Raw genomic sequence first — 23167 nt, 5'->3', positions numbered from 1 at the left:
GTTTCCCGGCCCGCCCCCGGCGGGTACCACCGGCACATGCAGACCGGCCACACACGCGGCGGCTGACCGTGGGCGAGATCCCCGTGCGGGAGGACCCCCCGCACACGCTGGTGCCCGCACTCGTCGGCCTCGAGATCTCCGACGCCCACACGCTGGCCGTGGACGCCCGGGTGGTGCTGGTCGATCCCGATCCCGGGCTCCAGCTGCCCGTCACGGGCGTCGTCACGGCACAGCGGCCCCCGGCCGGCACGCAGGTCGAACCGGGTGACACCGTCGCTGTGCACGTGGGGTTCGGAACGGACGACCCCGGCGGCGGGGGCGGCAGCCCAGCGCCGGTCGGCCCGGCCCCGCAGGACCCTGGGGCGAGCCGCTGAGGAACCGCGGCGCGCACGAACGTACGAACCTCGTGCCGGGCGCGTCGCCCCCGGCGGGCCGATCGCCACGCGTCGTCGACGCCGAGCTCCTCGCCCGGCATCGCCGAGGTCTCGGGCACCACGGGTACGCGCCCGCTCACCGCGTGGCCACCGCAACGGTAGGGGTCACCGGTCCCGCCCCGGGCCGGGTGCCCGCCGAGGTCATCCCGTGTCGAACGGTGGCATGCGACGGGGCGGTGGGCCTGCGGATGTGTCCGGCTGCTCCTCGGGCCGGTTGCGCATCGACCGGACGGAGGTGCTGACGACGATCGCGAGGAGCATGAGGGTCACCAGCCCGACGATCCCGAACAGCAGTGCGCCGGCGAGCACCGCCACGTAACCGATGATGCTGCTGGTGCTGGTCAGACGGTGCCGGATCGCGGCGGGCCCGGCCGGGCGGGCCACACCCGCGAGCCGGTCGCACAGGTCGGGGTCGGTGGCGCGCAGGCCGCTCTCGATGCCGTCGAGCACGCGCCGCTCGTCGGGGCTGTTCATGTGCGGGCCCGTCGGGCGGTCCGGCCGCGAACAGGGATGTACCGATCGGGTGTGGTCATGTCTCGGTCGTCCTCCTCCTCGCCGGGATGGATCGGGTGGGCCCGCCGCGTCCCGGGATCCCGCGGCCCGCCTGCTCCTACGGATACCCGCGCCGGGGCCGCCGACACCGGTCCCCGCGTCAACCGTTGTCGGCCTCGACCGTCGTGGCGAGCAGGTAGGGCTCGTCGGCGAAGGTGGCGAAGAGGTCCTCGTCGTAGTCGACGCCGAGCTCGGTCTCCACCGCCGGCAGGTCGAACGAGGGCCGCACCACACCGACGACACCGATGTCGCTGCCCTCGGCCGGATCGACATCCGGCTGGTGCACGACGAGCACCGAATCCGCACCATCCCCCGAGGCACCATCTCCGGAGGCCAGCACCAGAGCCGAGTCGGCGACCGTGTCGGCGACCGTCCCGTTCACCCGGATGGTCCGGCCGTCGAGCATCGCGGTGTCCTCCAGGACCTCATCGATGCGCACCGGGTCCGCGGTCCCGGGGTCGGGGGTGTCCCACCAGCCTTCGGCTGCGGTGGTGTACCCGCACGCTGGTGGGCGGGCAAACCCGGCTCCGGGGTGAGCCGCGCACGCCGTCGCCACCTGCGCATGTCGGGACGTGCGCGGGCGGTCGGAGCATGCGCGGCTCGGCCTGCTGCGGCCCTTCACCCGGTCGGGCCACGGTCCGCGGGAACCGGGACGGTCCCGGCGGCGACTGCTCGGGGTGGCGATCGACACCGAGGGACGTCCGCGGGCGGGCCGGCGGCCACCGACCGGCGGCGCCGCCGCGGGGTCGGCGGTGGTGGCGCTGTGCGTGCTGCTCGCCGGCGCGCTGCTCGCCGGTGCCCTGTCGCTGCTCGACTCCGCGGTGTACGCGCGCATCGGTATCCCCGTGCCCGGACTGCTCGCCCGCGGCGTGGTCCCCGCGCTGCGGACGGTCGTGGAGCTCAGCGGCGGGGTGGCCGTCGGATCGTTGCTGTACGCGGCGTTCCTCACCGCCCCGCAGCCGTCGGGGGTGCTCGACGTCGCGGGCTACCGGGCGGTGCGCCGGGCGGGCGGGTACGGCCTGGTGGCCGGGGTGGGCTCGCTGCTGCTGGCCGTCGCGGTCGCGTCCGACCTGACCGGGTCGGCCGTGCCCACGCTCGTGGGCAGCGGCTGGTGGGAGCTGGCCGCCGCGCTGGAGGAACCGCTGGCCTGGATGCTGGCGGGCGGCGGGTTCCTGGTCGCGGGAGCCGGCGGCCTGATCGCGCTGCGGTGGCGTACGACGCCGGCCCTGCTGGCGGCCGCGGCGGCGGCGGTGCTGCCGCCCGCGGTGGTCGGGCAGGTCGCCACCGCGGGGCCCCACGACTGGAGCGCCGACGCCCAGCTGCTGGGCGCGCTCGCGCTCGCCGTCGTGACCGGGGTGGTGGTGTCGCTGCGAGCCGAGCCGGGCGGTCCCGGCCCCACCGAGCGCCGCCGCGCCGCGCCGGTGCTGGTGGTCGGTGCGGCCGTGCTCGCCGGCACGACGCTGGTGCTGCTCGCGCTGCTGCGCGGGTCGGGCCCGCTGCTGGGGTCGCCGTGGAACGCCGCGGTGCTCGCCCGGCTCGCGGCGCTCCTGGTCGTCGGCGTCGCCGCGGCGCTGCTGTGGCCCCGCAGGCCGCGGGCCGCGACGGGGGTGGCGCTGGCCGGGGTCCTTGCGGCGACCGTGCTCGGGGTGGTGGCGGGGCGGTGGGTGCCGCCGCGGTTCCTCGAGCGCGCCGACACGCCGGTCGAGCTGCTCATCGGCTACCAGGTGCCCGATCCGGTGTCGGTCGGCGCGCTGGTGCTGGACTGGCGGTTCAACACCCTGTTCGGCACGGCGGCGGTCGCCCTGGCCGCGGCCTACGTGCTCGGCGTGCGGCGCCTGGCCCGCCGCGGTGACGCGTGGGCGCCGGGCCGGACCGCGGCGTGGCTCGCGGGCTGCCTGCTCCTGCTGCTGATGACCTCGTCGGGGGTCGGGCGCTACTCGCCCGCCGTGTTCAGCGTCCACATGATCAGCCACATGGCGCTGAACATGCTGGTACCGGTGCTGCTGGCGATGGGCGGCCCGGTGACGCTCGCGCTGCGCGCGCTGCGCCCGGCGGGGCCGGGGCGCCCGCCGGGGGTGCGCGAGTGGATCGTCGGTGCGATGGCCTCGCCGGTGCTGGCGCGGCTCACCCATCCGCTGCCGGTGCTGGCGCTGTTCGCCGGCTCGAACTTCGCGTTCTACCTGACCGACCTGTTCGAGGTGGCGCTGCGCTACCACTGGGGCCACCAGCTGATGAACCTGCACTTCCTGCTGGTCGGCTACCTGTTCTTCTGGCCGATCATCGGGGTGGACCACGCCCCGTCGCGGCTGCCGCACGTGGGCCGGCTGGCCGTGCTGCTCGCGGCGATGCCGTTCCACGCCTTCTTCGGCGTCACCCTGATGAGTACCGCGACGCTGCTGGGCGGCGAGTTCTACCGGTTGCTGGACCTGCCATGGGCCGGGGACCTGCTGGCCGACCAGCGCGTCGGCGGCGGCATCGCGTGGGCGACGGGGGAGCTGCCGATGCTGCTCGTGGTGCTGGTGCTGCTCACCCGCTGGTCACGCGACGACGCCCGCGAGGCGGCCCGGCACGACCGCCGCGCAGACGCCGACGGCGAGGCCGACCTCGCCGCCTACAACGCGATGCTGGCCCGGCTGTCGGGGACCGAACGCGGCTAGCGTCCCGCCTGGCGCAGCCGCAGGCTGTTCGACACCACCAGCAGCGACGACATCGCCATCGCCGCGCCCGCGATCAGCGGGTTGAGCAGCCCGGCCGCGGCCAGCGGCACCGCGGCGAGGTTGTAGCCGAACGCCCAGACCAGGTTGCCGCGCACGGTGGCGACGGTCGAGCGGGCGAGCCGGACCGCCACCGGAAGGACGGTGAGGTCGTCGCGGACGAGGACCAGGTCGGCGGCCTCCAGGGCCACGTCGGTGCCCGAGCCGACCGCGATGCCCAGGTCCGCGGTGCTCAGCGCGGCGGCGTCGTTGACCCCGTCACCGACCATCGCGACGGTGCGGCCCGCCGCGCGCAGCCTGCGCACGAGGGCGACCTTGTCCTCGGGCAGCGCCCCGGAGTGCACCTCGTCGATCCCGACCGCGGCCGCCACCGCCCCGGCTGCGGCCGCGCCGTCACCGGTGAGCAGCACCACCGACAGGCCCATCCCGCGCAGCTGTCCGACCGCGTCGGCCGCCGAGACGCGCACCGGATCGGTCAGCGCCAGCGCCCCGGCCGCCCGCCCGTCGATCCCGACCGCGACGACGGTGGCGCCCGCGGCCTCCCAGGCGACGAGGTCGTCGTCGAGCACGGCGAGGTCGTCGAACAGGGAGGGTCGCCCGACCAGCACCTCGCGCCCGTCCACGGTCCCGCGCGCGCCCAGCCCGGCCAGCGCCCGGAACCCGGTGGCCCGCGTGTCGGGGGAGCCCGCGGCCTCGACGATCGCGGCGGCGATCGGGTGCTCGGAGGAGTGCTCCACCGCGGCGGCGAGGGCGAGCAGCGCGTCCGCGTCGGGGCCGCCGGGCACGGTCGCCACCCGGGTCACGCGCATCCGGGCGGTGGTCAGGGTGCCGGTCTTGTCCAGCACCACGGTGTCGACGGCGCGGACGGCCTCCATCGCCCGGAACCCGGTGACGAAGACGCCGAGCTCGGCGCCGCGGCCGGTGGCCACCATCAGGGCAGTGGGGGTGGCCAGCCCGAGGGCGCACGGGCAGGCGATGACCAGCACCGCGACCGCGCGCACCACGGCGTCCTCGGTGCCGGCCCCGGCCACCATCCACCCGATGAGGGTGGCGGCGGCGAGCACCAGCACGGCCGGCACGAACACCGCGGAGATCCGGTCGGCCAGCCGCTGCACCGCCGACTTCTCCACCTGGGCCTGCTCGACGGCGCGCAGCATCCGCGAGAGCCGCGTCGCGTCGCCGACGGCGTCCGCGCGGACGGTGAGCGCGCCGCCGACGGCGATCGTGCCGCCGGTCACCGCGTCGCCGACCGCGGCCTCCACCGGCACCGGTTCCCCGGTCATCGCGCTGGTGTCCACCGCCGCCGCACCGTCGACGACCGTGCCGTCGGCGGCGATCCGCTCGCCGGGGCGCACCAGGAACCGCTCGCCCACCCGCAGGTGCACCAGCGGCACCCGCTGCGCGGCGGGCGCCGCACCGGGCCGCTCGCGCAGGATCGTCACCTCGGCGACGCGCAGCCTCCCCAGCGCCCGCATCGCCCTGCCGGCCGCCCGCCGGGCCCGGGCCTCGAAGTAGCGCCCGGCCAGCTGGAACGTCGTGATGCCGGCGGCGACCTCCAGGTACAGGGGGCCGCTGGGGTGCAGCACCGCGTCCCATCCCGACGCGGTGTCGGGCACCCCGCCCGCGGTGACCATCGACCACAGCGACCACCCGGCCGCGGCGAGGATGCCCAGCGACACCAGCGTGTCCATGGTCGTGGTGCGGTGGCGCAGCCCGGCGAGCGCGGCCCGGTGGAACGGCCACGCCGACCACACCACCACCGGCAGTGCCAGCGCCACCAGCACGGCCTGCCAGAAGGGGAAGCGCAGCGAGGGCACCAGGGACAGCGCGATCGAGAGGTCGGCGACGGGCACGAACAGCAGCACCGCGACGGCCAGGCGCCGTCGCAGGTCGTCCACCGCGCCGTGGTCGAACCGCTCGCCGGGGGTGTCGTCGCCCGCCGGACGGGCGGTGTACCCGGCCTTCTCGACGGCCGCCACCAGCGCGGACACCGGGGTGCCGGACGGGTGGCTGACGGTCGCGCGGCCGGTGGCCAGGTTGACCGTCGCGAGCACGCCGTCGAGCCTGCCCAGCTTGCGCTCCACCCGACCGACGCACGCGGCGCAGGTCATGCCGCCGACGGCCAGCTCCACGGTGCGCAGCTCCGCCGCCTGCGGGGGCGTGCCGTCCTGGTCCGCCGCGTCCTGCCGGGTCCCGGTGCTCACCCGCGAGTGGTCGCCGGCCGGGGCCGCGCGGTTCCCCGCTCCCGCGAGAGGACCGCCACACCCACGTCCCGGTCGTACCTGAGAGCGTCGCTGACCGTCCGGGCGATCCGGCTGCACCGGGTGGACCAACCGGGCCCCACCCGGCGCACCCGGCGGCCCGCAGGTCGCGAGCGCCTCTCAGCCCGGCAACCCCGTCCGGGCCGGTGTCCCTACGGTCCAGGGGTGCCCGCCACCTCGCCGGAACCGACCGGCCCGCGACCCCTGGCCGTGCCGGCGCGGCTGGGTGCGTTCCTGGCGCTGCTCGCCGTCGTCGCCGTGTGCGGCTGGGGCGCGGGCCGGCTGGTCAACCCGCCCCTGCCCGTGCCCGACCTGCCCGCACCGTCGGTGTTCGGGCCGGCCGGGCCCGCACATCCGGAGGGGCATTGACCGCCGCGCCCGACCTCGACCCGGCTGCGGCCACCGCGCCCCGGGCCCGGACCGATCTCGTGGTCGGTGGCATGACCTGCGGGTCCTGTGCCCGGCGGGTGGAGCGCGTGCTGCGCCGCATGGGCGGCGTCGAGGCGCAGGTCAACTACGCCACCGGCCGGGTGGCGGTCGACCACCCCGGCACCGTCACCGTCGACGACCTGGCCGCCGTCATCGAGAAGGCGGGCTACACGGCCGAGCGGCCCGCGCCGGCCGAGCCGGCCGCCGCCGCGGTCGAGGAGGCGCCGGATCCCGCGCTGCTCGCCCTGCGGGACCGGGCGCGGGTCTGCGCCGGGCTCACGGTCCCGGTGGTGGCGCTGGCGATGGTCCCGGCGTGGCAGTTCACGCACTGGCAGTGGGCGAGCCTCGCGCTCGCCGCCCCGGTGGCGGTCTGGGGTGCCCTGCCGCTGCACCGCGCGGCCCTGGCCACCCTGCGCCACGGCGCCACCACGATGGACACCCTGGTCTCGGTCGGGGTCCTCGCGGCGTTCGGCTGGTCGCTGTACTCGCTGTTCCTCGGCACGGCCGGCTACCCCGGCCACACCCACGCGCTCGGCGCGGCGCCGGTCTGGTCCGACGGCACCGGAGCGGTGTACCTGGAGGTGGCGGCGACGGTGACGACGCTGGTGCTGGTCGGGCGCCATGCCGAGGCGCGCGCCCGCCGCCGGTCGGGTGCGGCGCTGCGGGGCCTGCTGGCCCTCGCGGCGGCCGACGCGGCCCTGCTGCGCGACGGGCGCGAGGAGCGGGTGCCCGCCGACCGGGTCGCCGTCGGCGACCGGATCGTGGTGCGCCCGGGCGAGCGGGTCGCCGTCGACGGCGTCGTCGAGGACGGCGCGTCGGCCCTGGACACCAGCCCGATCACCGGCGAGTCGCTGCCCCGGGAGGTCGGGGCGGGCGACGAGGTGACCGGCGGCACGATCAACGTGGGCGGCCGGATCGTCGTGTGTGCCACCCGGGTGGGCGCCGACACGCAGGTGGCCCAGATGGCGGCGCTGGTCGAACGGGCCCAGACCGGCACCGCCGCGGTGGCCCGCCTCGCCGACCGGATCTGCGCCTGGTTCGTGCCCGCGGTGCTGGTGCTGGCCGCCGCGGCAGGAGGCTTCTGGCTCGGCGCCGGGGCCGGGCAGGTCGGCGCGCTCGGCGCCGCGGTCGCCGTGCTCACCGTCGCCTGCCCGTGCGCCCTCGGGCTGGCCACCCCGACGGCCCTGCTCGTCGGCACCGGGCGGGGCGCCCAGCTGGGAATCCTCGTCACCGGCCCGGACGTGCTGGAGACCGCGCGACGCGTCGACACGGTCCTGCTCGACAAGACCGGCACCCTCACCAGCGGTGAGATGCGGGTGGACCGGGTGTCGGTGGCCGCGGGGGAGGACCGGGACGACGTGCTCGCCGTCGCCGGGGCCCTGGAGTCCGCGTCGGCCCATCCGGTGGCCCGGGCCGTGCACGGCCATGCGGCCGAGCAGGTGGGGGACCTGCCGCAGGTCGGCGACCCGGTGGCGGTGGGCGGGCTGGGGGCCCGTGGATCCGTCGGCGGGCGGGACGTGCTGATCGGCCGCGTCGCGCTGCTGGCCGAGCGGGGGATCGGCCTGCCGCCCGAGCTGGCGTCGGCGGTGGCGGCGGCGGAGGAGGACGGGGCGAGCGTCGCCGCGCTGGCCTGGGACGGCCGGGCCCGCGCGGTGTTCACCGTGACCGACACGGTGCGGCCCACCGCGGCCGCGGCCGTCGCCGGCCTGCGCCGCCTCGGGCTGGACCCGGTGCTGCTCACCGGAGACGGCGTGGCGGTGGCCCGGTCGGTCGCCGCGCAGGTCGGGATCGACGCCGTCGTCGCCGACGCGCTGCCCACCGACAAGGCCGACGCCGTCCGCAGGCTCCAGGAGCACGGCCACGTCGTCGCACTGGTCGGCGACGGGGTGAACGACGCGCCCGCGCTCGCGCAGGCCGACGTCGGGATCGCGATGGGCAGCGGGGCCGACGTCGCGCTGCACGCCTCCGACATCACGCTGGTCCGGTCGGACCCGACCGCGGCGGTGGACGCCCTGCGCCTGTGTCGCCGGACACACGCGACGATCCGGGGCAACCTCGGCTGGGCCTTCGCCTACAACGTGGCGGCGCTGCCCGTGGCCGCCGCGGGCCTGCTCAACCCGATGCTGGCCGGCGCGGCGATGGCGCTGAGCTCGGTGTTCGTGGTCGGCAACAGCCTGCGCCTGCGGAGGTTCTCCGGTGCCCCTACCCCGTGACCGTATAGCTCGGGCCGACGAAGTGTGCCTACCCTTCCCCGGATCGAGGGAAGCCCCGACGGCTGACGGAGAGTCGACATGGGACTGGGCGTGACCTGGTTGGACGTGGCTCTCGCGCTGGCCTGCATGACCGTCGGGGCCGGTTGGCTGTGGCTGCTCGCGGGGCGGCGCGGCCCGTTGCCGGCCGCCGCGTCCCACGCGGCGATGGGCCTGGGCATGGCGGCGATGTTCGTACCGGCCGCCGACCCCGTGCCGGCGCCGCTGTGGGTGGCGGTGTTCGTCGTGTCCGGGTCCTGGTTCGGCGCCGAGGTGCTGCGCGCCGGCACCCTGCTGGGCACGGCCGGCGGCCACGTCGCCGGGGCGGCGGCGATGCTGTTCATGCTGCTCGGCGGACACGACCACGCCGCGGCGGCGGGCGGGCCGGTCGATCCCGGGCACGCGCACCACGCCGCGGCGGGCGGCGGCTCCGGGGGGCTGCTGGTCACCCTCGCCGCGCTGGTCCTCGCCGCCTGGTTCGTCGCCGATCTCGTCCGGATCGCGACCCACCGCACCGTCCCCGAGCCGGCGGCGCCGGTCGCCGAGGGCGCGGTCGCGGTCGCGGTGACCGCGCGGGCGACCGGCGTCGAGCTGCCGGTCGTGGGTCACGTCGTGATGAACGCGGCCATGCTCGTCATGCTGCTGGGCATGGTGTAGGCGCCACCGTGTCCGTCCCCGGGCGAGTTCCCCGCCCACCCCGCCGCGGCCTGCGCACCGCCGTGCCGACCGGTGTGGCCACCGCACTCGCCGTGACCGCTCACGTGCTGGCCGGGGGCACGGCACGACCGGCGACGGTCGCGCTCGCCCTGCTGGTCGCCGCCGTCCCCGCGTGGCTGCTCACCGCCCGCGAGCGCGGCTGGCTCGCGATCTCGGCCGCGCAGCTGGGCCTGCAGCTGGTGGTGCACGGCGTGCTCGCGCAGGCCGACCCGGCCCCGCACGTGCACCTGGTCCCGCACGATCTGATGCTGCACGCCCACGTGCTCGCGGCGCTGCTCGCCGCGGCGGTCCTCCGGCTCGGGGAACGCCGGGCCTGGGCCGTCGCGCGCCGGCTGTCCGCGCGCGTCGCGGCCTGGTGGCGGCGGCTCGCCGCCGGCGTCCCGCCGGTCGCGGGGCCCGCGTCGCCCCGGCTTGCCCGCACCTCGCGGCCCGGCGCCCTGCGCCTGCTGCTGCGCCACTCGCGCGCGCTGCGCGGCCCGCCGCCGCTGCCCGCCTGATCCCGGCCGGGTCCGTCCCGCCGGAGTCCCCACCCGACCCTCTCCGGCCTGCCCCTCTCCCGCGGGTCCGACCTGCGGTGAGCACCCTCCCGGCGGGCCCGTCCGCGCGCCCTCCTACGCCCCGCGCCCCGGCCACCGACCCGGCACACCGCCTCCCCTGGAGCCCCCCGTGACCACCACCTCCGACCGGCCGCTGTCCGCCGCCGGCGAACCCGGCCCCCCAGCGGGCCCGTCCACGACCACCGCACCGCCGACCGCGCCCGGCCGGCAACCCCGATCGGGCGAGCCGCTGCGCCGCCTCGTCCGGCGCGTGCACTTCTACGCCGGCGTCCTGGTGGCGCCCTTCCTCGCGGTGCTGTGCCTGACCGGCATGGCCTACGTGTTCACCCCGCAGCTCAACGACGTCCTGCACGCCGACGAGCTGCTCGTCACCCCGCAGTCCGGCCCGGTCCGGCCGCTCGACGACCAGGTCGCGGCCGCGCGGGCGGCCCACCCGGGCGTCCCGCTGTCCGCGGTGGAACCCGCCGCCGCGGCGGACCGCACCACCGCGGTCCTGCTCACCCCGCCCGGTGCCGCCGAGGGCGAGACGCTGGCGGTGTACGTCGACCCGTACACCGCGAGCGTCACCGGAGGGCTCCCGCTGCAGGACGGCGAGCCGCCCGTGCAGCACTGGCTGCGGACCTTCCACGGCGACCTGCACCTCGGCCCGATCGGTGCCGTCTACTCCGAGTTCGCGGCGAGCTGGCTGCCGGTGCTGTTCGTCGGCGGGCTGGTGCTGTGGGTCGGCAAGCGGCGCAGGCGTCGCCGGGACCTGGTGGTCCCGGCCGCGACGCGCCCCGGCCGCGGACGGATCGTGAACTGGCACGGCAGCGTGGGGATCTGGCTCACCGTCGCGCTCGTGTTCATCTCGCTGACCGGGCTGACCTGGTCGACGTTCGCGGGGCAGCGGTTCCAGGCCGTCCTGACCGGGCTCGACGCCCGCACCCCGCAGATGTCCGCCGAACCGCTGCCGGACGGCGACGGCGCGCAGATCAGCGTGGGTACCGCCGAGGCGGCCGGGCGGGCGGCCGGGCTCACCGGACCGTTGACGCTGACCCCGCCCGCCGGGGCGGGGGAGCCCTACCTGGTGGCCGAGACCTCCGCCACGGTGCCCCTGCACCGCGACAAGCTGGCGCTGGACCCCCACACCGGTGACGTCGTCGAGTCCCTGGCCTTCGCCGACTACCCGTTGCTGGCCCAGCTCACCACGATCGGCATCCTGGCCCACACCGGCACCCTGTTCGGCCTGGCCAACCAGCTGGCCATGACGGCCATGGCGCTGGGTGTCCTCGCGATGGGCTTCTGGGGCTACCGGATGTGGTGGCTGCGCCGCCCCACCCGCGGCGGCCCGCCCCGCCCGCTGGAGGCCCGGGGCGTGCTCCGGTCGACGCCGCAGCCCGTCCTGTTCGGCGTCGTGCTCGGTGTGGTGCTGACGGCATGGCTGCTGCCGATCCTCGGCGTGAGCCTGGCGCTGTTCCTCGCGGCCGACACCGCGGTCGGGGCGCGGCGCCGCCGCCGCGCGGGCGCCGCCGCGTAGTGCCCGGCGCGCGGGCCGGGGCTCAGGTCCCGCCCGCGCGCCGGACCCCCTCCGGGGCCGTGCCGTCGAGCGCGTCGACCAGGTCCTCCCGAGCCCGGGCGACCCGCGAGCGGATCGTGCCCACCGGGCACCCGCAGACCTGCGCGGCCTCCGCGTAGCTCAGGTCCAGCAGCTGGGTGAGCACGAACGCCTCGCGGCGGTCGTCGTCGAGTGCGTCGACGAGTTCGCGCAGCAGCACGGCCTCGTCCATCGACGAGCGCACCAGCCCCGGGCGCGGCGCGACGGCGGCGGCGAGCGCGTCCCAGTCCTCGACCCCGCTGGTGCGCGGCCTGCGCACCGCGGTGCGCACGGCGTCGGCGCAGGTGTGCCGCGCCACCGACAGCAGCCAGGTGCGGGCACCGGAGCGACCGGCGAAACCGGGCAGTGACCGCAGCGCCCTCAGGTAGGTCTCCTGGGCCAGGTCGTCGGCGTCGCGGCGCCCGCCCAGGTGCGCGACGAACCGGTGCACGTCGCGCTGGGTGGCCTGCACGAACGCGGCCAGCGCCGCCCGGTCGCCCCGGCCCGCGGCCAGCGCCCACGCGGTGATCCGGGCGTCGTCGGGGCGTTCGACCATGTGTAGAACCTTATCCGCACCGGACCGCCGGGAACCGGCAGCCCTCGGTGGGCGACCCTGTGGGCATGCAGCGCGGTGACTCAACGGGCGGTGACTCGACGGGCGGGGACCCGACGGCGGGCGGGGACACGATGACGTGCGGGGACTGCCGGGACGCGATCTCGGCGCGGCTGGACGGCGAGGACCTGCCGGGGGAGTCCGAGCAGGTCGACGCCCACGTCGCGCGGTGCGCGGGGTGCCGGGCCTTCGCCGAGCGTGCCGCGCGGGTCACCCGGCTGACGCGCACCCGGGCGGCCGAGCCGGTGCCCGACCTCACCGCCGCCGTGCTCGCCGCCGCGCCCGCGCCGGTGCGCGCGCGGCGGGCGGACGCGGTGCGGGTCGCGCTGGGAGCCGTGGGGATCGGGCAGTTCGCCGTGGCCGTCAGCGGGGTCGTCGCCGGCGCCGGCCACCACGGAACGGTGGAGCTGGCGGGGGCCAGCGCGGTGCACCTGTCGCACGAGAGCTCGGCGTGGAACCTGGCGCTGGCCGTCGGCTTCCTGTGGGCCGCGGTGGGTGGGTCGCGAGTGGGTGGGTCGCGGGTGGGTGGGTCGCGGGCGGGTGGGTCGCCGGTGGCCGGGCTGGCGCCCGTCGTCGGCGCGTTCGTGGCGGTGCTCGCCGTGCTGTCCCTGCTCGACGTGGCCGGCGGGCGCGTCGACCCGGCCCGGCTGGTCACCCACGTCCTGGTCGTCGCCGGCCTCGCGCTGCTGGTCGTCCTGCGGCGGGTGAGCGGCGACGGCGGAGGCGGCTCCGGGACGGGGGCCCCGCCGGTGGACCGGTCGGGCTCCGCGCGGCCGCGGGCCCCGCGGTGGACGGGGCGGCCCCCGGACGCGGACGGCGGCCTCGCCCCCACCGCCCGGCGGGGCACGGCGCGAGACCGCCCCGCGGCCTGAGGTCCCGCCCGCGGTCTCACCCGATCGGCGGGAACCGATCCGGGTCCCGCGGCGACCCGTAGGGCGATGAACCTCGCCACCGACCATGCCGGGCCGACCCTGAGGGGTGCCCTGCCCTGGCTGAGCACCCTCGCCCGCCTGGTGCTCGGGACCGCCTGGATCGTCGCGGGCGCCACGAAGATCACCGATCTGGACGCCTCGGTCCGGGCCGTCCGGGCCTACCGGCTGCTGCCCGAGACCGCCGCCCAGATCGTCGGGGCGGGCCTGCCGCCCGCAGAGATCCTGCTGGGGGTGCTGCTGGTCGTCGGCGTCGGCGTGCGGGCGGGGGCGGTGGTGTCGGCGGTGCTGATGGCGGCGTTCGTCGTCGGCATCGTCTCGGCCTGGGCCCGCGGCCTGCGCATCGACTGCGGGTGCTTCGGCACGGGCGGCGAGCTGGCGGTGGGGGAGGACCCGGCCTACGGGTGGGACCTGCTGCGCGACGCCGGGCTGCTGGCGCTCGCCCTGGCGCTGGCCCGGTGGCCGGTCGGGAGGTTCGGGATCGACGGAGCACTCGAGGCGCGCCGGGCGCGCACCACACGGGAGGACGGGTAGATGGCACGCGGGACGAAGCCGGGACGACGGCCGCCGGTCACGGTACGCAGCGGGCCGTCGATCGGCACGGTGATCGGGGTGGTGCTGGTCGTGCTGTTCGCCGGCGCGGTCGGGGTGGGGGTGTACCTGACGCAGCGCAGCGCGGGCGACGTCGTGGTCCCGCCGGGTGCCACCGCCTCCGGGGTCGTCGTCGGCCCGGAGACGGCCCCGACGACGCTCGACGTCTACCTCGACTTCCAATGCCCCGCGTGCCAGGCGTACGAGCAGCAGTCCGGGTCCACGATCGAGGAGCTGGTCGACAGCGGCGCCGCCCGCGTCGTCTACCACCCGGTCGCCTACCTCGACCGGTTCTCCGGCACCGAGTACTCCACCCGCTCCTCGGCCGCGTCGGGCTGCGCCGCCGAGGCCGGCGTGTTCCCGCAGTACCTCGACCTGCTCTTCGCGAACCAGCCGCCCGAGGGCGGCGACGGCCTGACGCAGGACACGCTCATCGCGCTCGGGGAGCAGGCCGGGGCAGGGCCCGACTTCGCCACCTGCGTGGCCGAGGACCGCTACACGGCATGGACGGCCGCCCTCACCGACGAGGCCTCCCGGGCCGGCATCACCTCCACCCCGACCGTGCTGGCCGACGGGGTGGAGATCGCCCGCACCGACGACGCGTTGCGCGCGGCCGTCGCGGGCTGACACCCTCAGACACCGTCCGAACACACGGAGGAACCACCATGCGCCACATCGCCACGTTCTGCGGTCAGTGCAACTGCGGCTGCCCCGAGCTGTTCGTCGACGACGCCGCGGCGCCCGAGAAGCGGATCGTCATCACCGACGACTTCGGCCAGCGCATCCAGATGAGCCTCGGCCAGCTCGCCGACCTGGTGGCCGACGTCCGGACGGGCGTCCTCGACGAGGTGCTGGCCGCCGCGGGCTGATCACGCGGCCGCGTACGCTCCCGCACGCGGTGCCCCGACCGAGGGCCCGGTGCGGCAGGGTCGAGGGGCGGCGCAGGCATGAGGTCGGAAGCGGACGACACGCGGTTCGCCGCACCGGGCCCGGCGCCGTTGGCGGCCGCGCTGCGCGCCCTGCGCGACATCGCCGACGGTACGGGTCTCGCGCTGGAGGTGCCCGGCGCGGAGCGGGCGCGCCGCGAGCGCGCCGAGCTCGTCCACCAGCTCGACGACTACGTGCTGCCCCGCCTGGAGCGGCTCGACGCACCGCTGCTCACCGTCGTGGGCGGGTCCACCGGCGCCGGGAAGTCGACGGTGGTCAACAGCCTGGTCCGGGCGAGCGTGACGCCGTCCGGGGTGCTCCGGCCGACTACCCGCTCGCCGGTGCTCGTGTGCCACCCCGACGACGTGGCCTGGTTCGCCGACACCCGGGTGCTGCCCGAACTCACCCGGACCACCGGCGAGGGCGGCGACCACGCCACGCTGCAGCTCGTGGCCTCGCCCGCGCTGGCCCCCGGCCTGGCGTTCCTCGACGCGCCCGACATCGACTCGGTCGTCGCGGCCAACCGCCGCCTGGCCGGGCAGCTGCTCGCGGCCGCCGACCTGTGGCTGTTCGTCACCACGGCGGCCCGCTACGCCGACGCCGTGCCCTGGGACGTGCTGGAGACCGCCGCCGCCCGGGGCACCGCGCTGGCCGTGCTGCTCGACCGCGTCCCGCCCGGCGCGCAGGGCGAGATCGCCGCCCACCTGCGCGAGATGCTCGGCGCGCACGGCCTCGGCGGCGCACCGCTGTTCGTCGTGCCCGAGTGCGAGCTGGTCGAGGGACTGCTGCCGGACGCCGTCGTCGCACCGGTCCGCGGCTGGTTCGACGACCTGGCCCGTGACGCCGCCGGCCGGGCCGCGGTCATCCGCCGCACCCTGGACGGGGCGCTGGACAGCCTGCGCCCGCGCGCCGCCGGGCTGGCGCGGCACGCCCGGGCCCAGTCCGACGCGGCGTCGCGGCTGCGCGCCGAGGTCCGGGCGGCGTTCGCGGCCGCGCTCGACGAGGTCGACGACGGGATGCGCGACGGCGCGCTGCTGCGCGGGGAGGTGCTCGCCCGCTGGCAGGAGTTCGTCGGCACCGGCGAGCTGCTGCGCGCGCTGCAGAACAGGGTCGGGCGCTGGCGCGACCGGTTCACCGCCGCGGTCACCGGCCGCCCCGCCCCCGGCGACGACCTCACGGTGGCGCTGGAGTCGGGGGTGGCGCTGCTCGTGCACAGCGCGGCCGGGCGGGCCGCGGAGGCCGCGGCGGCGTCGTGGCGGGCGGGGGCCGCGGGCACCGGGCTGCTGGAGGTGTCCGGCGAGCGGCTCGACCGGGTGTCGCCCGGCTTCCGCGACGACGCCGAGCGCACGGTGCGCGACTGGCAGGGCGCCGTGCTCGACCTCGTCCGGCGCGAGGGCGCGGGCCGGCGCACCACGGCCCGGGTCGCCGCGTACGGCGTGAACGCGACCGGGCTGGTCGTGATGATCGCGGTGTTCGCCTCCACCTCGGTGCTGGCCCCGCCGATCGAGGTCGCGGTCGCCGGAGGCACCACCGTGCTGTCGCAGAAGGTCCTGGAAGCCGTCTTCGGGGACCAGGCCGTGCGCGCCCTGGCCGACCGCGCGCGGGCCGACCTGCTCGACCGGGTCGCGGCGCTGCTCGGGCGGGAGGAGGACCGTTTCGCGGCGCTGCTGCACAGCCACGGCACCCATCCCGAGGACGCCGCGGCGCTGGAACGGGCGGCCGCGGCCGTGGAGCGGGCCCGATGAGGACGGCCGAGCGGGAGCAGGCCGGGGTGGCCGTCCGGTTGCGGGCGCTGGACCGCGTGCTGGAGGCGGGCACCGGGCGGCTCGACGAGGCCCGGCTCGACCCGGCGCGGCGGCTGGCCCGCCGGTCCGCGGAGCGGCTGCGGCTGTCCGGGGCGCACACGGTCGTGGCGCTGGCCGGGGCCACCGGCAGCGGCAAGTCGTCGCTGTTCAACGCCCTGACCGGCGCCGAGGTGTCCGCGGTCGGGGTGCGACGCCCGACCACCGGGGTGGCGCACGCCGCGGTGTGGGGGGCCGACGGCGCGGGCCCGCTGCTGGACTGGCTGGAGGTCCCGCGCCGCCACCACGTCCCGGGACGAGCGGAGGACGACCCGGCCGAGTGGGCCGGGCTCGTGCTGCTCGACCTGCCCGACCACGACTCGACGGTGACCGCGCACCGACTGGAGGTCGACCGGCTCGTCGCGCTGGTCGACGTGCTCGTCTGGGTGCTCGACCCGCAGAAGTACGCCGACGCCGCGGTGCACGACCGCTACCTGCGCCCGCTCGCGCGCCACGGCGAGGTGATGGTCGTCGTGCTCAACCAGGTCGACCGGCTCCCGCCCGACCAGGCCGGCGCGGCGCTGGCCGACGTCCGCAGGCTGCTCGCCGACGACGGGCTCGCCGGGGTCCCGGTGCTCGGGGTGTCGGCCGTGGCCCCGGGGGGACACGACGAGCTGCGCGCGCTGCTGACCGGCGCGGTCGCGGCGCACCGCGCGGCACTGCGGCGGGTGTCGGCCGATCTCGATACGGTCGGCGCCGACCTCGCCGGCGTCGTGGCGGGCCCGGTACGCACCGAGCCCGGCGCCCGCACCGCCGCCGACCTGGCCGCCGCGCTCGGTGCGGCGGCCGGGGTGCCCGCGGTCGGGGCGGCGGTCGAGCGGGCGTCGGTGCACCGGGCGGTGGCGGCCACCGGCTGGCCGTGGACCCGCTACCTGCGCCGCCTACGCCCGGACCCGCTGCGGCGCCTGCACCTGGACCGCGGACCCGTCGCCGACGACGCACCCGTCGCCCGGACCTCCCTGCCGCAGGCCACGGCGGTCGAGCGCTCGCGGGTCGACATGGCCCTGCGGGCGCTGTCCGACGCGGCCGCCGCCGGCCTGCCCGAGCCGTGGCCCGCCGCCGTGCACACCGCGGCCCGCGCACACGAGGACGACCTGCCCGACGCGCTCGACCGGGCCGTCGCCGCCACGGACCTCGGGTTGGGGCGGCCGCCGCGCTGGTGGCGCGCCGCCGGGCTGCTGCAGGGCCTGCTGGCCGTGCTCGCCGTCGCGGGCGGGCTGTGGCTCGCCGGGTTGTACCTGCTCACGCTGCTGCGGCTGCCCGAGCCGCCGACACCGACCGTCGAGCTGGTCGTGCCGGTGCCGCTCCCGACCGCCCTGCTGCTCGGCGGGCTCCTGGGCGGGCTGCTGCTGGCCGTCCTGGCGAGGCTGCTCGCCGGAGTCGGTGCTCGGCGGCGCCGCGTGCGGGTGCGGCGCAGGCTCGACGAGGCCGTCGCGCGGGTGGCGGGAGAGCTCGTCCTCGCGCCGGTGAGCGCGGAGCTGCGGGCCTACGCGGAGCTGCGCGAGGCCGTGACGGCGCTGGGCGCGGGCGAAACCCGTGGACCGGACGGGTGAGCGCGGGGGCCCGTCGTCGGGGGAAATCCCCTAGCGCGGGGCCCCGGTGCCCGGGGGGCCCGGTACGCGGGTGCTCCGGTGACCGGGCGCACACCGGATCCGCCGCCGCGGCGGCGCCCATAGCGTTCCTCTCAGCCGGACAACGCCGGCGGGCACCAGGGCCACACCGCCGGAGCCACCTCAGGAGACCAGGGAGCAGTCATGACCGGATCGTTCAACGTCGAGTCCTTCATCGCCAACCTCAGCGAGGACATCGACCTCGACCAGAACCTGCTGCAGGAGAACGCGCAGGAGAACGAGAGCGCGCAGGTCGCCGCCCAGGAGACCACCCAGGTCGGGCAGCAGGACCAGGACGTCACCACGGCCACCAACACCGAGGCCGGCGACGGCGGCGACGGCGGGGTCGCCGTGGGCGGCGACGCCAGCGGCGGGGCGGGCCTGGGCATCGGCGGTACCTCGGGCAGCATCGCCCAGGGCGGCGGCACCGGGGTGAACCTCAACTTCGGCGACACCGGCGACGCCAGCGGCGTCGGGGTGGGCGGCGCGGGCGGCACCGGCGGCAACGCCGACGCCTCCGGCGGCGACGGTGGCGACGCCGACTCCGACGTCGACGTCGACGCCGTGGCCGAACAGGACTTCGACTCCGACCAGGACAACGAGCAGGACTCCGACCAGGACAACGACTCGGACCAGGAGAACGAGGCCGACACCGACATCGACATCGACAGCTTCCTGAACTGAGCCGCATCCCTCCCGCGCCATCGCGTCGCCCCGCCCGGATCGACCGGGCGGGGCGACTGCGCGTTCCGGCCGCGTCGTGCGGGTCGGGCTACCGCGGGCCCCCCGGTGGCGGGTACTGCGGCGGGTTCTGCGGCGGCGGGTACTGGCCGGGCCCGTACCCACCACCGTGCTGCGGCGGGTATCCGCCCTGCGGAGGCACAGCGCCCTGGGCGGGCGGGTAGGCCCCGGGCGGCGGGTATCCCGCCGGGCCGCCCTGCGGCGGGTAGGCGCCGTGGCGCGGGTCCCAGCCGCCCGCGGGCGGCTCCGCCCGGCGTTCCCGGCGGCGCCGCCGGGAACGCCGGACGAGCAGGACGACCAGCACGACGACCAGCACGGGGACCGCCAGGAGCACCACACCGACGACGCCGAGGGTGCCGGCCACGTCGCCACCGATGGTCGCCTCGTCGAGGGCGGGGTCGCGCGGACCGAACCGCGCCTCCAGGTTCGCGCGGTCGATCCCCGCGGACTCGGCCCCCACCTCGATGTCGATGCGGTCGATCCGGCGCGGCAGCTCGGCCCACACGACCTGCGCGACCCCGTCGAAGGCCGCCTCGCCGGTCAGCGTGGGATGCGGACCGGTGGTGACGACGACACCGTCGACGCCGTTGGTGCTGTTGAGCGACACCCCGACGTCGGGGTAGCCCGCGCGGCCCAGCGCGGCGGACAGGTCGGCCGCCGCGGACACCGCGCCGCAGCCCGCCAGTACCGCGAGCACGGCCGTGAGCAGGACCGTGAGGAGCACCGGCCGCCGCGTCCTCGGCGGGCGCCGGTGGGGCCGGTCGCCACGGTCGGTCGTGCGGCGGCGTGGTCCGTCGCCCGGCCTGTGCCGGTACGACGTCGGGTCGGCACTCGTCATGGGTAGTGCCTCGAAGCCGCCGACCGGACCGTTACCCGGCGCAAACGGGCGGCACGGGCGTGCGGGAGGCGGTGCCGGTCGAGCATGATCGGCGCCATGGACGTCTGGCTCGAGGTGGCGCTGAACGGGCCCTGGGCGCGCGAGCGGCAACCCCTGATCCCGGTCACCGCCGACGAGATCGTCGCCGACGCACTGGACGCGGCCGACGCGGGCGCGGCGGTCGTGCACTTCCACGCCTACGACGAGCACACCGGCCGGCAGCGCGACGCCTACGAGCTGTACGCGCCGGTCATCGAGCGCATCCGGGCGAGCGCGGACGTGGTCTGCTGCCCGACGATCCCGTTCGCGGGCGGCCCCGACGCGGGGGAGCCGCTCGGACCGGCCGAGCGGTTCGCCGCGGTGGAGCGGCTGCTGGAGGCGGGGCTGATCGAGTGGTCGGTGGTCGACCCGGGTTCGGTCAACATCGCGTTGGCCGCCGACGTGGCCGCCGGGCGGGAGGGCTTCGTCTACGCCAACCCCGAGTCGCACGTGCGGTACGGGCTCGGGCTGGCCGCGGCGCACGCGATGATCCCGTCCTACGCGATCTACGAGCCGGGGTTCCTGCGGCTCGGGGCGGCGCTGCACCGCGCGACACCCGGGGCGCCGCAGCCGGTGTACCGGTTCATGTTCAGCGACACGTTCCGGTTCGGGTTCCCGCCCACCGCCTGGGCGCTCGACGCCTACCTGCGGCTGCTGCAGGAGGAGGCGCCCGGATCGCCGTGGATGGTGGCCGGGCTCGGCGTGGAGATCGAGCCGCTCGTCGCCGCGGCGGTACGGGCGGGGGGACACGTGCGCGTCGGCCTGGAGGACGCGCCGCTGGGCACCGGCGTCGGCAACCGTGCCCGGGTCGAGCGGGCCGTGCGGGCGATCGCCGCGGCGGGTGGCCGGCCGGCGAGCGCGGCCGGGGTGCGGGCCGCCTGCGCCGCGCCGGTCATCCGGCCACGGCCGTGAAGCAGTAGCGGTTGAGGCTGAACAGGTAGTCGCCCTCGGCGCCGCGGGCCTGCAGGTCCGCCGTCCACGCGCGGACGTCGTCGGCGGTCACCCCGGACCGCCCCGTGACGAAACTCCCGATCGTCGCCATCGTGTGGGCGCTGTAGGTGTCGGGGTCGTGGACCGGGTTGAACAGCGGGATCAGGGCCCGGTCGGTCACCTGGAAGCCCGCGCGGCGCAGGTGCCCGGGCAGGGTGCGCGGCAGGTGCGGATCGACGAGGTGCTCGTCCCAGACGGCCATGATCCGGCGGTGCAGGGCCCGGTCGGCGGTGTGCCAGACCAGGGACTCCCAGTCGGTGTCGAGCACGACGACCCGCCCGCCGGCCCGCAGCACCCGGCGCAGCTCGGCCAGTGCCGCCGCGACGTCGGGCACGTACTCGTAGACCTGGGTGCTGACCGCGGCGTCGAAGCAGGCGTCGGGGTAGGGCAGTGCCAGCGCGTCGCCCTCGTCGATCCGCACCCACGGGCGGTCCGCCGTCCGGGCCCGGGCGAGGCCGTTCATCGACGGGCTCGGGTCCAGCCCGTGCACGACGCCACCGGGCCCGACGGCATCGGCGAGCGACGCGGCGAGGAAGCCCGGGCCGGACCCGACGTCGAGGATGCGTTCGCCTGGTCGGGGCGCCAGTCGGGCCAGCACCTCGGCGCGCTGCGCGACCACGTCGGGCGTGGCGTAGGCGCGGTCGATGAGGCGCGCGCCGTCGTCGTCGAACTCCAGCATCGGCCCATCCTGCCCGGTCGGGACGGGGCGGGAACATCCACGGTCCGGGGGCCGTTCGCAGGAACGGTGACCGAACCCGAGGAGGCGTACGTGACCGAGGAATCTGCGATCCGGGCCGAGACCGCGATACTGGCCGGTGGATGTTTCTGGGGAGCCCAGGAGCTCCTGCGCAACCGGCCCGGGGTGATCTCCACCCGGGTCGGCTACTCCGGCGGGGACACCCCGAACGCCACCTACCGCAACCACGGCGACCACGCGGAGGCCGTCGAGGTCGTCTTCGACCCGGCCGTGATCAGCTACCGCGAGGTGCTGGAGTTCTTCTTCCAGATCCACGACCCGTCCACGCGCGACCGGCAGGGCAACGACCGCGGCCGCAGCTACCGCTCCGCGATCTACCACCTGAGCGAGGAGCAGGAACGCGTCGCGCGCGACACGATCGCCGACGTGGACGCCTCGGGCCTGTGGCCCGGACCGGTCGTCACCGAGGTGGCACCGGCCGGCCCGTTCTGGCCCGCCGAGGAGGAGCACCAGGACTACCTGCAGAAGTACCCCTACGGCTACACCTGCCACTTCGTGCGGCCCGGGTGGGTGCTCCCGCGCCGCGAGGCGCGCACCACCTCCTAGCGGGGTAGCGCCCGGCGCCGGTCAGCGGATGCCGGGCAGCAGCCGCAGCGCGTGCAGGGCGGTGGCCAGCTCGGCCAGCGCCACCGCGTGCTGCAGCTCGCGGCCGGTGTGCTCGGTGATGCGCCGCAGGCGGTGGCGAACCGTGTTGGGATGGAGGAACATCCGCCTGCCGGTCTCGGCGGCCGAGCCCCCGGTCGCCAGCCACGTCTCGAGCGTGTCGAGCAACGCGTCCTGCTCGTCTCGGCGCAGCTCCAGCACGCGGCCGAGCACCCGGCGGGCGATGCGGGTAGCCGCCTCGGGAGCCGCGACGACCAGCGTGGCGAGCGGCGCGTCGTCGAAGCGGCGGACGGCCGGTGACCCGCCGGGCGCGCTCTGCATCGCGATGCGGGCCAGGTAGAGCGCGCGCGGGGTGTCCTCCAGCGCGGGGTGCACGGGGCTGATCCCGACCCGCCCGGGCGCCGCGTCGCCGACGATCCGGAGCAGGGCCGACTGGTCGGGTCCGGGAAGCGCGAGCACACCGACCTCGATGTCGGGCAGCAACCGCCACGCCGAGGACACGTTCGCCGCCCGCAGCGCCGACGCGATCCCCGGCAGTGCCGCCGTGCCGACGGCCGGCACCTCCGCCGCCACCGTGACGAACGTTCCGGACGCCGGCAGCCCCAGTCGGTTCGCGATCTCCCACGCCGAGCCGTGTTCGCCGTACATGCCGCTGGTCAGCGCCTCGACCAGCGCCGACCGCTCCTGCTCGTGGCGGCGCAGGATGTCGGCGGTGGCCTCCCGGTGGGCGGCGGTGAGGGCGGCGGAGTACTCGTGGGCCTTCCAGAACACGTGCGTGGCGAGCGCCGCGAGTTCCCGCTCGGTCACCGCGGGCGAGCGGATGGCCTCGTCGGCGAGCATCTCCCAGAACACGGCGAAGCCGATCCGGAACCCGGCCAGCAGCTCGGGCAGCGGGGCTCCCGCGCGGCCGCGCAGCTCCCCCGTGCGATGGGCGGCCGCCAGGTCGGCGCCGTCCGGGGGCAGGTCGGTCCGCAGCAGGTACTCGACGTTCTCCACCGCGGCCGTGCGCAACGCGTCGGTGCTGACGTAGGTCTGGTTGCGGTAGAGCGGGATGCCCTGCTGCACCCGCTCGACGATCCGCTCGACGACGTCGGGCAGCCGCGCGAGCAGGGCGGGCCCCAGCGTCGTCATGGCCGCGGGCGGGTCGGGCATGGCGCGAGCGT

Annotated in this window: 23 protein-coding genes; 16 read left to right on the top strand and 7 right to left on the bottom strand. The window is 77.0% G+C overall.

All coding sequences use genetic code 11. The features are described from left to right. Positions 1-83 precede the first annotated feature (83 nt). Positions 84-374 carry a PASTA domain-containing protein gene (locus tag Q1K26_RS13705; RefSeq protein WP_300011621.1) on the top strand — a complete coding sequence of 97 codons (291 nt, stop codon included), beginning with the start codon at positions 84-86 and terminating at the stop codon, positions 372-374. 201 nt (positions 375-575) lie between these two features. Here the strand turns inward: Q1K26_RS13705 and Q1K26_RS13700 are convergent, their stop codons facing one another. Both Q1K26_RS13700 and Q1K26_RS13695 read right to left on the bottom strand, forming a co-directional pair. Beyond that, complete coding sequence (locus tag Q1K26_RS13700; protein WP_300011618.1) at positions 576-908, bottom strand: DUF3040 domain-containing protein; 333 nt, start codon at positions 906-908, stop codon at positions 576-578. Between the two features lie 178 nt (positions 909-1086). After that, positions 1087-1425 carry a hypothetical protein gene (locus Q1K26_RS13695; RefSeq protein WP_300011615.1) on the bottom strand — a complete coding sequence of 113 codons (339 nt, stop codon included), beginning with the start codon at positions 1423-1425 and terminating at the stop codon, positions 1087-1089. A 238-nt stretch (positions 1426-1663) separates the two neighbouring features. Here Q1K26_RS13695 and Q1K26_RS13690 point away from each other — a divergent pair, with 238 nt between their 5' ends. Continuing rightward, positions 1664-3643 (top strand): cytochrome c oxidase assembly protein, encoded by a 1980-nt coding sequence (locus Q1K26_RS13690; protein WP_300011612.1) that lies wholly within the window; start codon positions 1664-1666, stop codon positions 3641-3643. On the opposite strand, the gene Q1K26_RS13685 is transcribed toward Q1K26_RS13690, so the two are convergent. Continuing rightward, positions 3640-5904, bottom strand: coding sequence for a cation-translocating P-type ATPase (locus Q1K26_RS13685; RefSeq protein WP_300011609.1), 2265 nt, complete (start codon positions 5902-5904; stop codon positions 3640-3642). The two genes, Q1K26_RS13690 and Q1K26_RS13685, sit on opposite strands and share 4 nt — an antisense overlap. 222 nt (positions 5905-6126) lie before the next feature. Between Q1K26_RS13685 and Q1K26_RS13680 the strand changes: the two genes are divergently transcribed. The 5 genes from Q1K26_RS13680 to Q1K26_RS13660 all read left to right on the top strand — a co-directional run bounded on the left by Q1K26_RS13680 (position 6127) and on the right by Q1K26_RS13660 (position 11429). Further along, entirely contained in the window at positions 6127-6330 is a 204-nt protein-coding gene (locus tag Q1K26_RS13680) for a hypothetical protein (protein ID WP_300011606.1), read from the top strand. A 71-nt stretch (positions 6331-6401) separates the two neighbouring features. Then, positions 6402-8603, top strand: coding sequence for a heavy metal translocating P-type ATPase (locus Q1K26_RS13675; RefSeq protein ID WP_300011745.1), 2202 nt, complete (start codon positions 6402-6404; stop codon positions 8601-8603). A 78-nt stretch (positions 8604-8681) separates the two neighbouring features. After that, the gene (locus Q1K26_RS13670) at positions 8682-9296 is read left to right on the top strand and encodes a DUF5134 domain-containing protein (protein ID WP_300011603.1); all 615 of its coding nucleotides are present in this window, start codon (positions 8682-8684) and stop codon (positions 9294-9296) included. Positions 9297-9304: 8 nt separating this feature from the next. Then, positions 9305-9853, top strand: a complete 549-nt coding sequence (locus Q1K26_RS13665; protein ID WP_300011600.1) for a hypothetical protein — start codon at positions 9305-9307, stop codon at positions 9851-9853. Positions 9854-10022: 169 nt separating this feature from the next. Beyond that, entirely contained in the window at positions 10023-11429 is a 1407-nt protein-coding gene (locus tag Q1K26_RS13660; protein ID WP_300011597.1) for a PepSY domain-containing protein, read from the top strand. Positions 11430-11451: 22 nt separating this feature from the next. Here Q1K26_RS13660 and Q1K26_RS13655 read toward each other — a convergent pair whose 3' ends face one another. Beyond that, positions 11452-12042 (bottom strand): sigma-70 family RNA polymerase sigma factor, encoded by a 591-nt coding sequence (locus Q1K26_RS13655; protein ID WP_300011593.1) that lies wholly within the window; start codon positions 12040-12042, stop codon positions 11452-11454. A gap of 65 nt (positions 12043-12107) precedes the next feature. Here Q1K26_RS13655 and Q1K26_RS13650 point away from each other — a divergent pair, with 65 nt between their 5' ends. The 7 genes from Q1K26_RS13650 (at position 12108) to Q1K26_RS13620 (ending at position 18681) form a co-directional block, all read left to right on the top strand. After that, on the top strand, positions 12108-12971 hold the full coding sequence (locus tag Q1K26_RS13650) for a zf-HC2 domain-containing protein (protein WP_300011590.1): 864 nt from the start codon (positions 12108-12110) through the stop codon (positions 12969-12971). A 66-nt stretch (positions 12972-13037) separates the two neighbouring features. Continuing rightward, entirely contained in the window at positions 13038-13562 is a 525-nt protein-coding gene (locus Q1K26_RS13645; protein ID WP_300011587.1) for a MauE/DoxX family redox-associated membrane protein, read from the top strand. Further along, a complete protein-coding gene (locus Q1K26_RS13640; protein ID WP_300011583.1) occupies positions 13563-14246 on the top strand; it encodes a thioredoxin domain-containing protein in 684 nt (227 codons plus the stop codon). Positions 14247-14284: 38 nt separating this feature from the next. Beyond that, a complete protein-coding gene (locus Q1K26_RS13635; RefSeq protein WP_300011581.1) occupies positions 14285-14488 on the top strand; it encodes a hypothetical protein in 204 nt (67 codons plus the stop codon). Between the two features lie 78 nt (positions 14489-14566). Then, the gene (locus tag Q1K26_RS13630) at positions 14567-16291 is read left to right on the top strand and encodes a dynamin family protein (RefSeq protein ID WP_300011578.1); all 1725 of its coding nucleotides are present in this window, start codon (positions 14567-14569) and stop codon (positions 16289-16291) included. After that, positions 16288-17940, top strand: coding sequence for a GTPase (locus Q1K26_RS13625; protein WP_300011575.1), 1653 nt, complete (start codon positions 16288-16290; stop codon positions 17938-17940). Before Q1K26_RS13630 ends, Q1K26_RS13625 begins: the two co-directional genes overlap by 4 nt. Before the next feature lie 201 nt (positions 17941-18141). After that, on the top strand, positions 18142-18681 hold the full coding sequence (locus Q1K26_RS13620) for a hypothetical protein (RefSeq protein WP_300011572.1): 540 nt from the start codon (positions 18142-18144) through the stop codon (positions 18679-18681). A gap of 88 nt (positions 18682-18769) precedes the next feature. Here Q1K26_RS13620 and Q1K26_RS13615 read toward each other — a convergent pair whose 3' ends face one another. After that, positions 18770-19462 carry a hypothetical protein gene (locus Q1K26_RS13615; RefSeq protein ID WP_300011569.1) on the bottom strand — a complete coding sequence of 231 codons (693 nt, stop codon included), beginning with the start codon at positions 19460-19462 and terminating at the stop codon, positions 18770-18772. 210 nt (positions 19463-19672) lie between these two features. On the opposite strand from Q1K26_RS13615, the gene Q1K26_RS13610 reads away from it, so the two are divergent. Beyond that, positions 19673-20566 carry a 3-keto-5-aminohexanoate cleavage protein gene (locus tag Q1K26_RS13610; RefSeq protein ID WP_300011566.1) on the top strand — a complete coding sequence of 298 codons (894 nt, stop codon included), beginning with the start codon at positions 19673-19675 and terminating at the stop codon, positions 20564-20566. On the opposite strand, the gene Q1K26_RS13605 is transcribed toward Q1K26_RS13610, so the two are convergent. After that, on the bottom strand, positions 20547-21323 hold the full coding sequence (locus tag Q1K26_RS13605; protein ID WP_300011563.1) for a methyltransferase domain-containing protein: 777 nt from the start codon (positions 21321-21323) through the stop codon (positions 20547-20549). The genes Q1K26_RS13610 and Q1K26_RS13605 overlap by 20 nt on opposite strands. Before the next feature lie 108 nt (positions 21324-21431). Between Q1K26_RS13605 and msrA the strand changes: the two genes are divergently transcribed. Beyond that, positions 21432-21947, top strand: a complete 516-nt coding sequence (gene msrA, locus Q1K26_RS13600; RefSeq protein WP_300011742.1) for a peptide-methionine (S)-S-oxide reductase MsrA — start codon at positions 21432-21434, stop codon at positions 21945-21947. Positions 21948-21968: 21 nt separating this feature from the next. Here msrA and Q1K26_RS13595 read toward each other — a convergent pair whose 3' ends face one another. After that, positions 21969-23156 (bottom strand): helix-turn-helix domain-containing protein, encoded by a 1188-nt coding sequence (locus Q1K26_RS13595; RefSeq protein ID WP_300011560.1) that lies wholly within the window; start codon positions 23154-23156, stop codon positions 21969-21971. Positions 23157-23167: the final 11 nt, after the last annotated feature.

Origin of the sequence: Pseudonocardia sp., assembly GCF_029263155.1 — a bacterium.
Lineage (GTDB): Bacteria > Actinomycetota > Actinomycetes > Mycobacteriales > Pseudonocardiaceae > Pseudonocardia.
The sequence above is the reverse complement of the archived record's forward strand: the minus strand, read 5'-3'. Positions and strand labels throughout refer to the sequence as shown.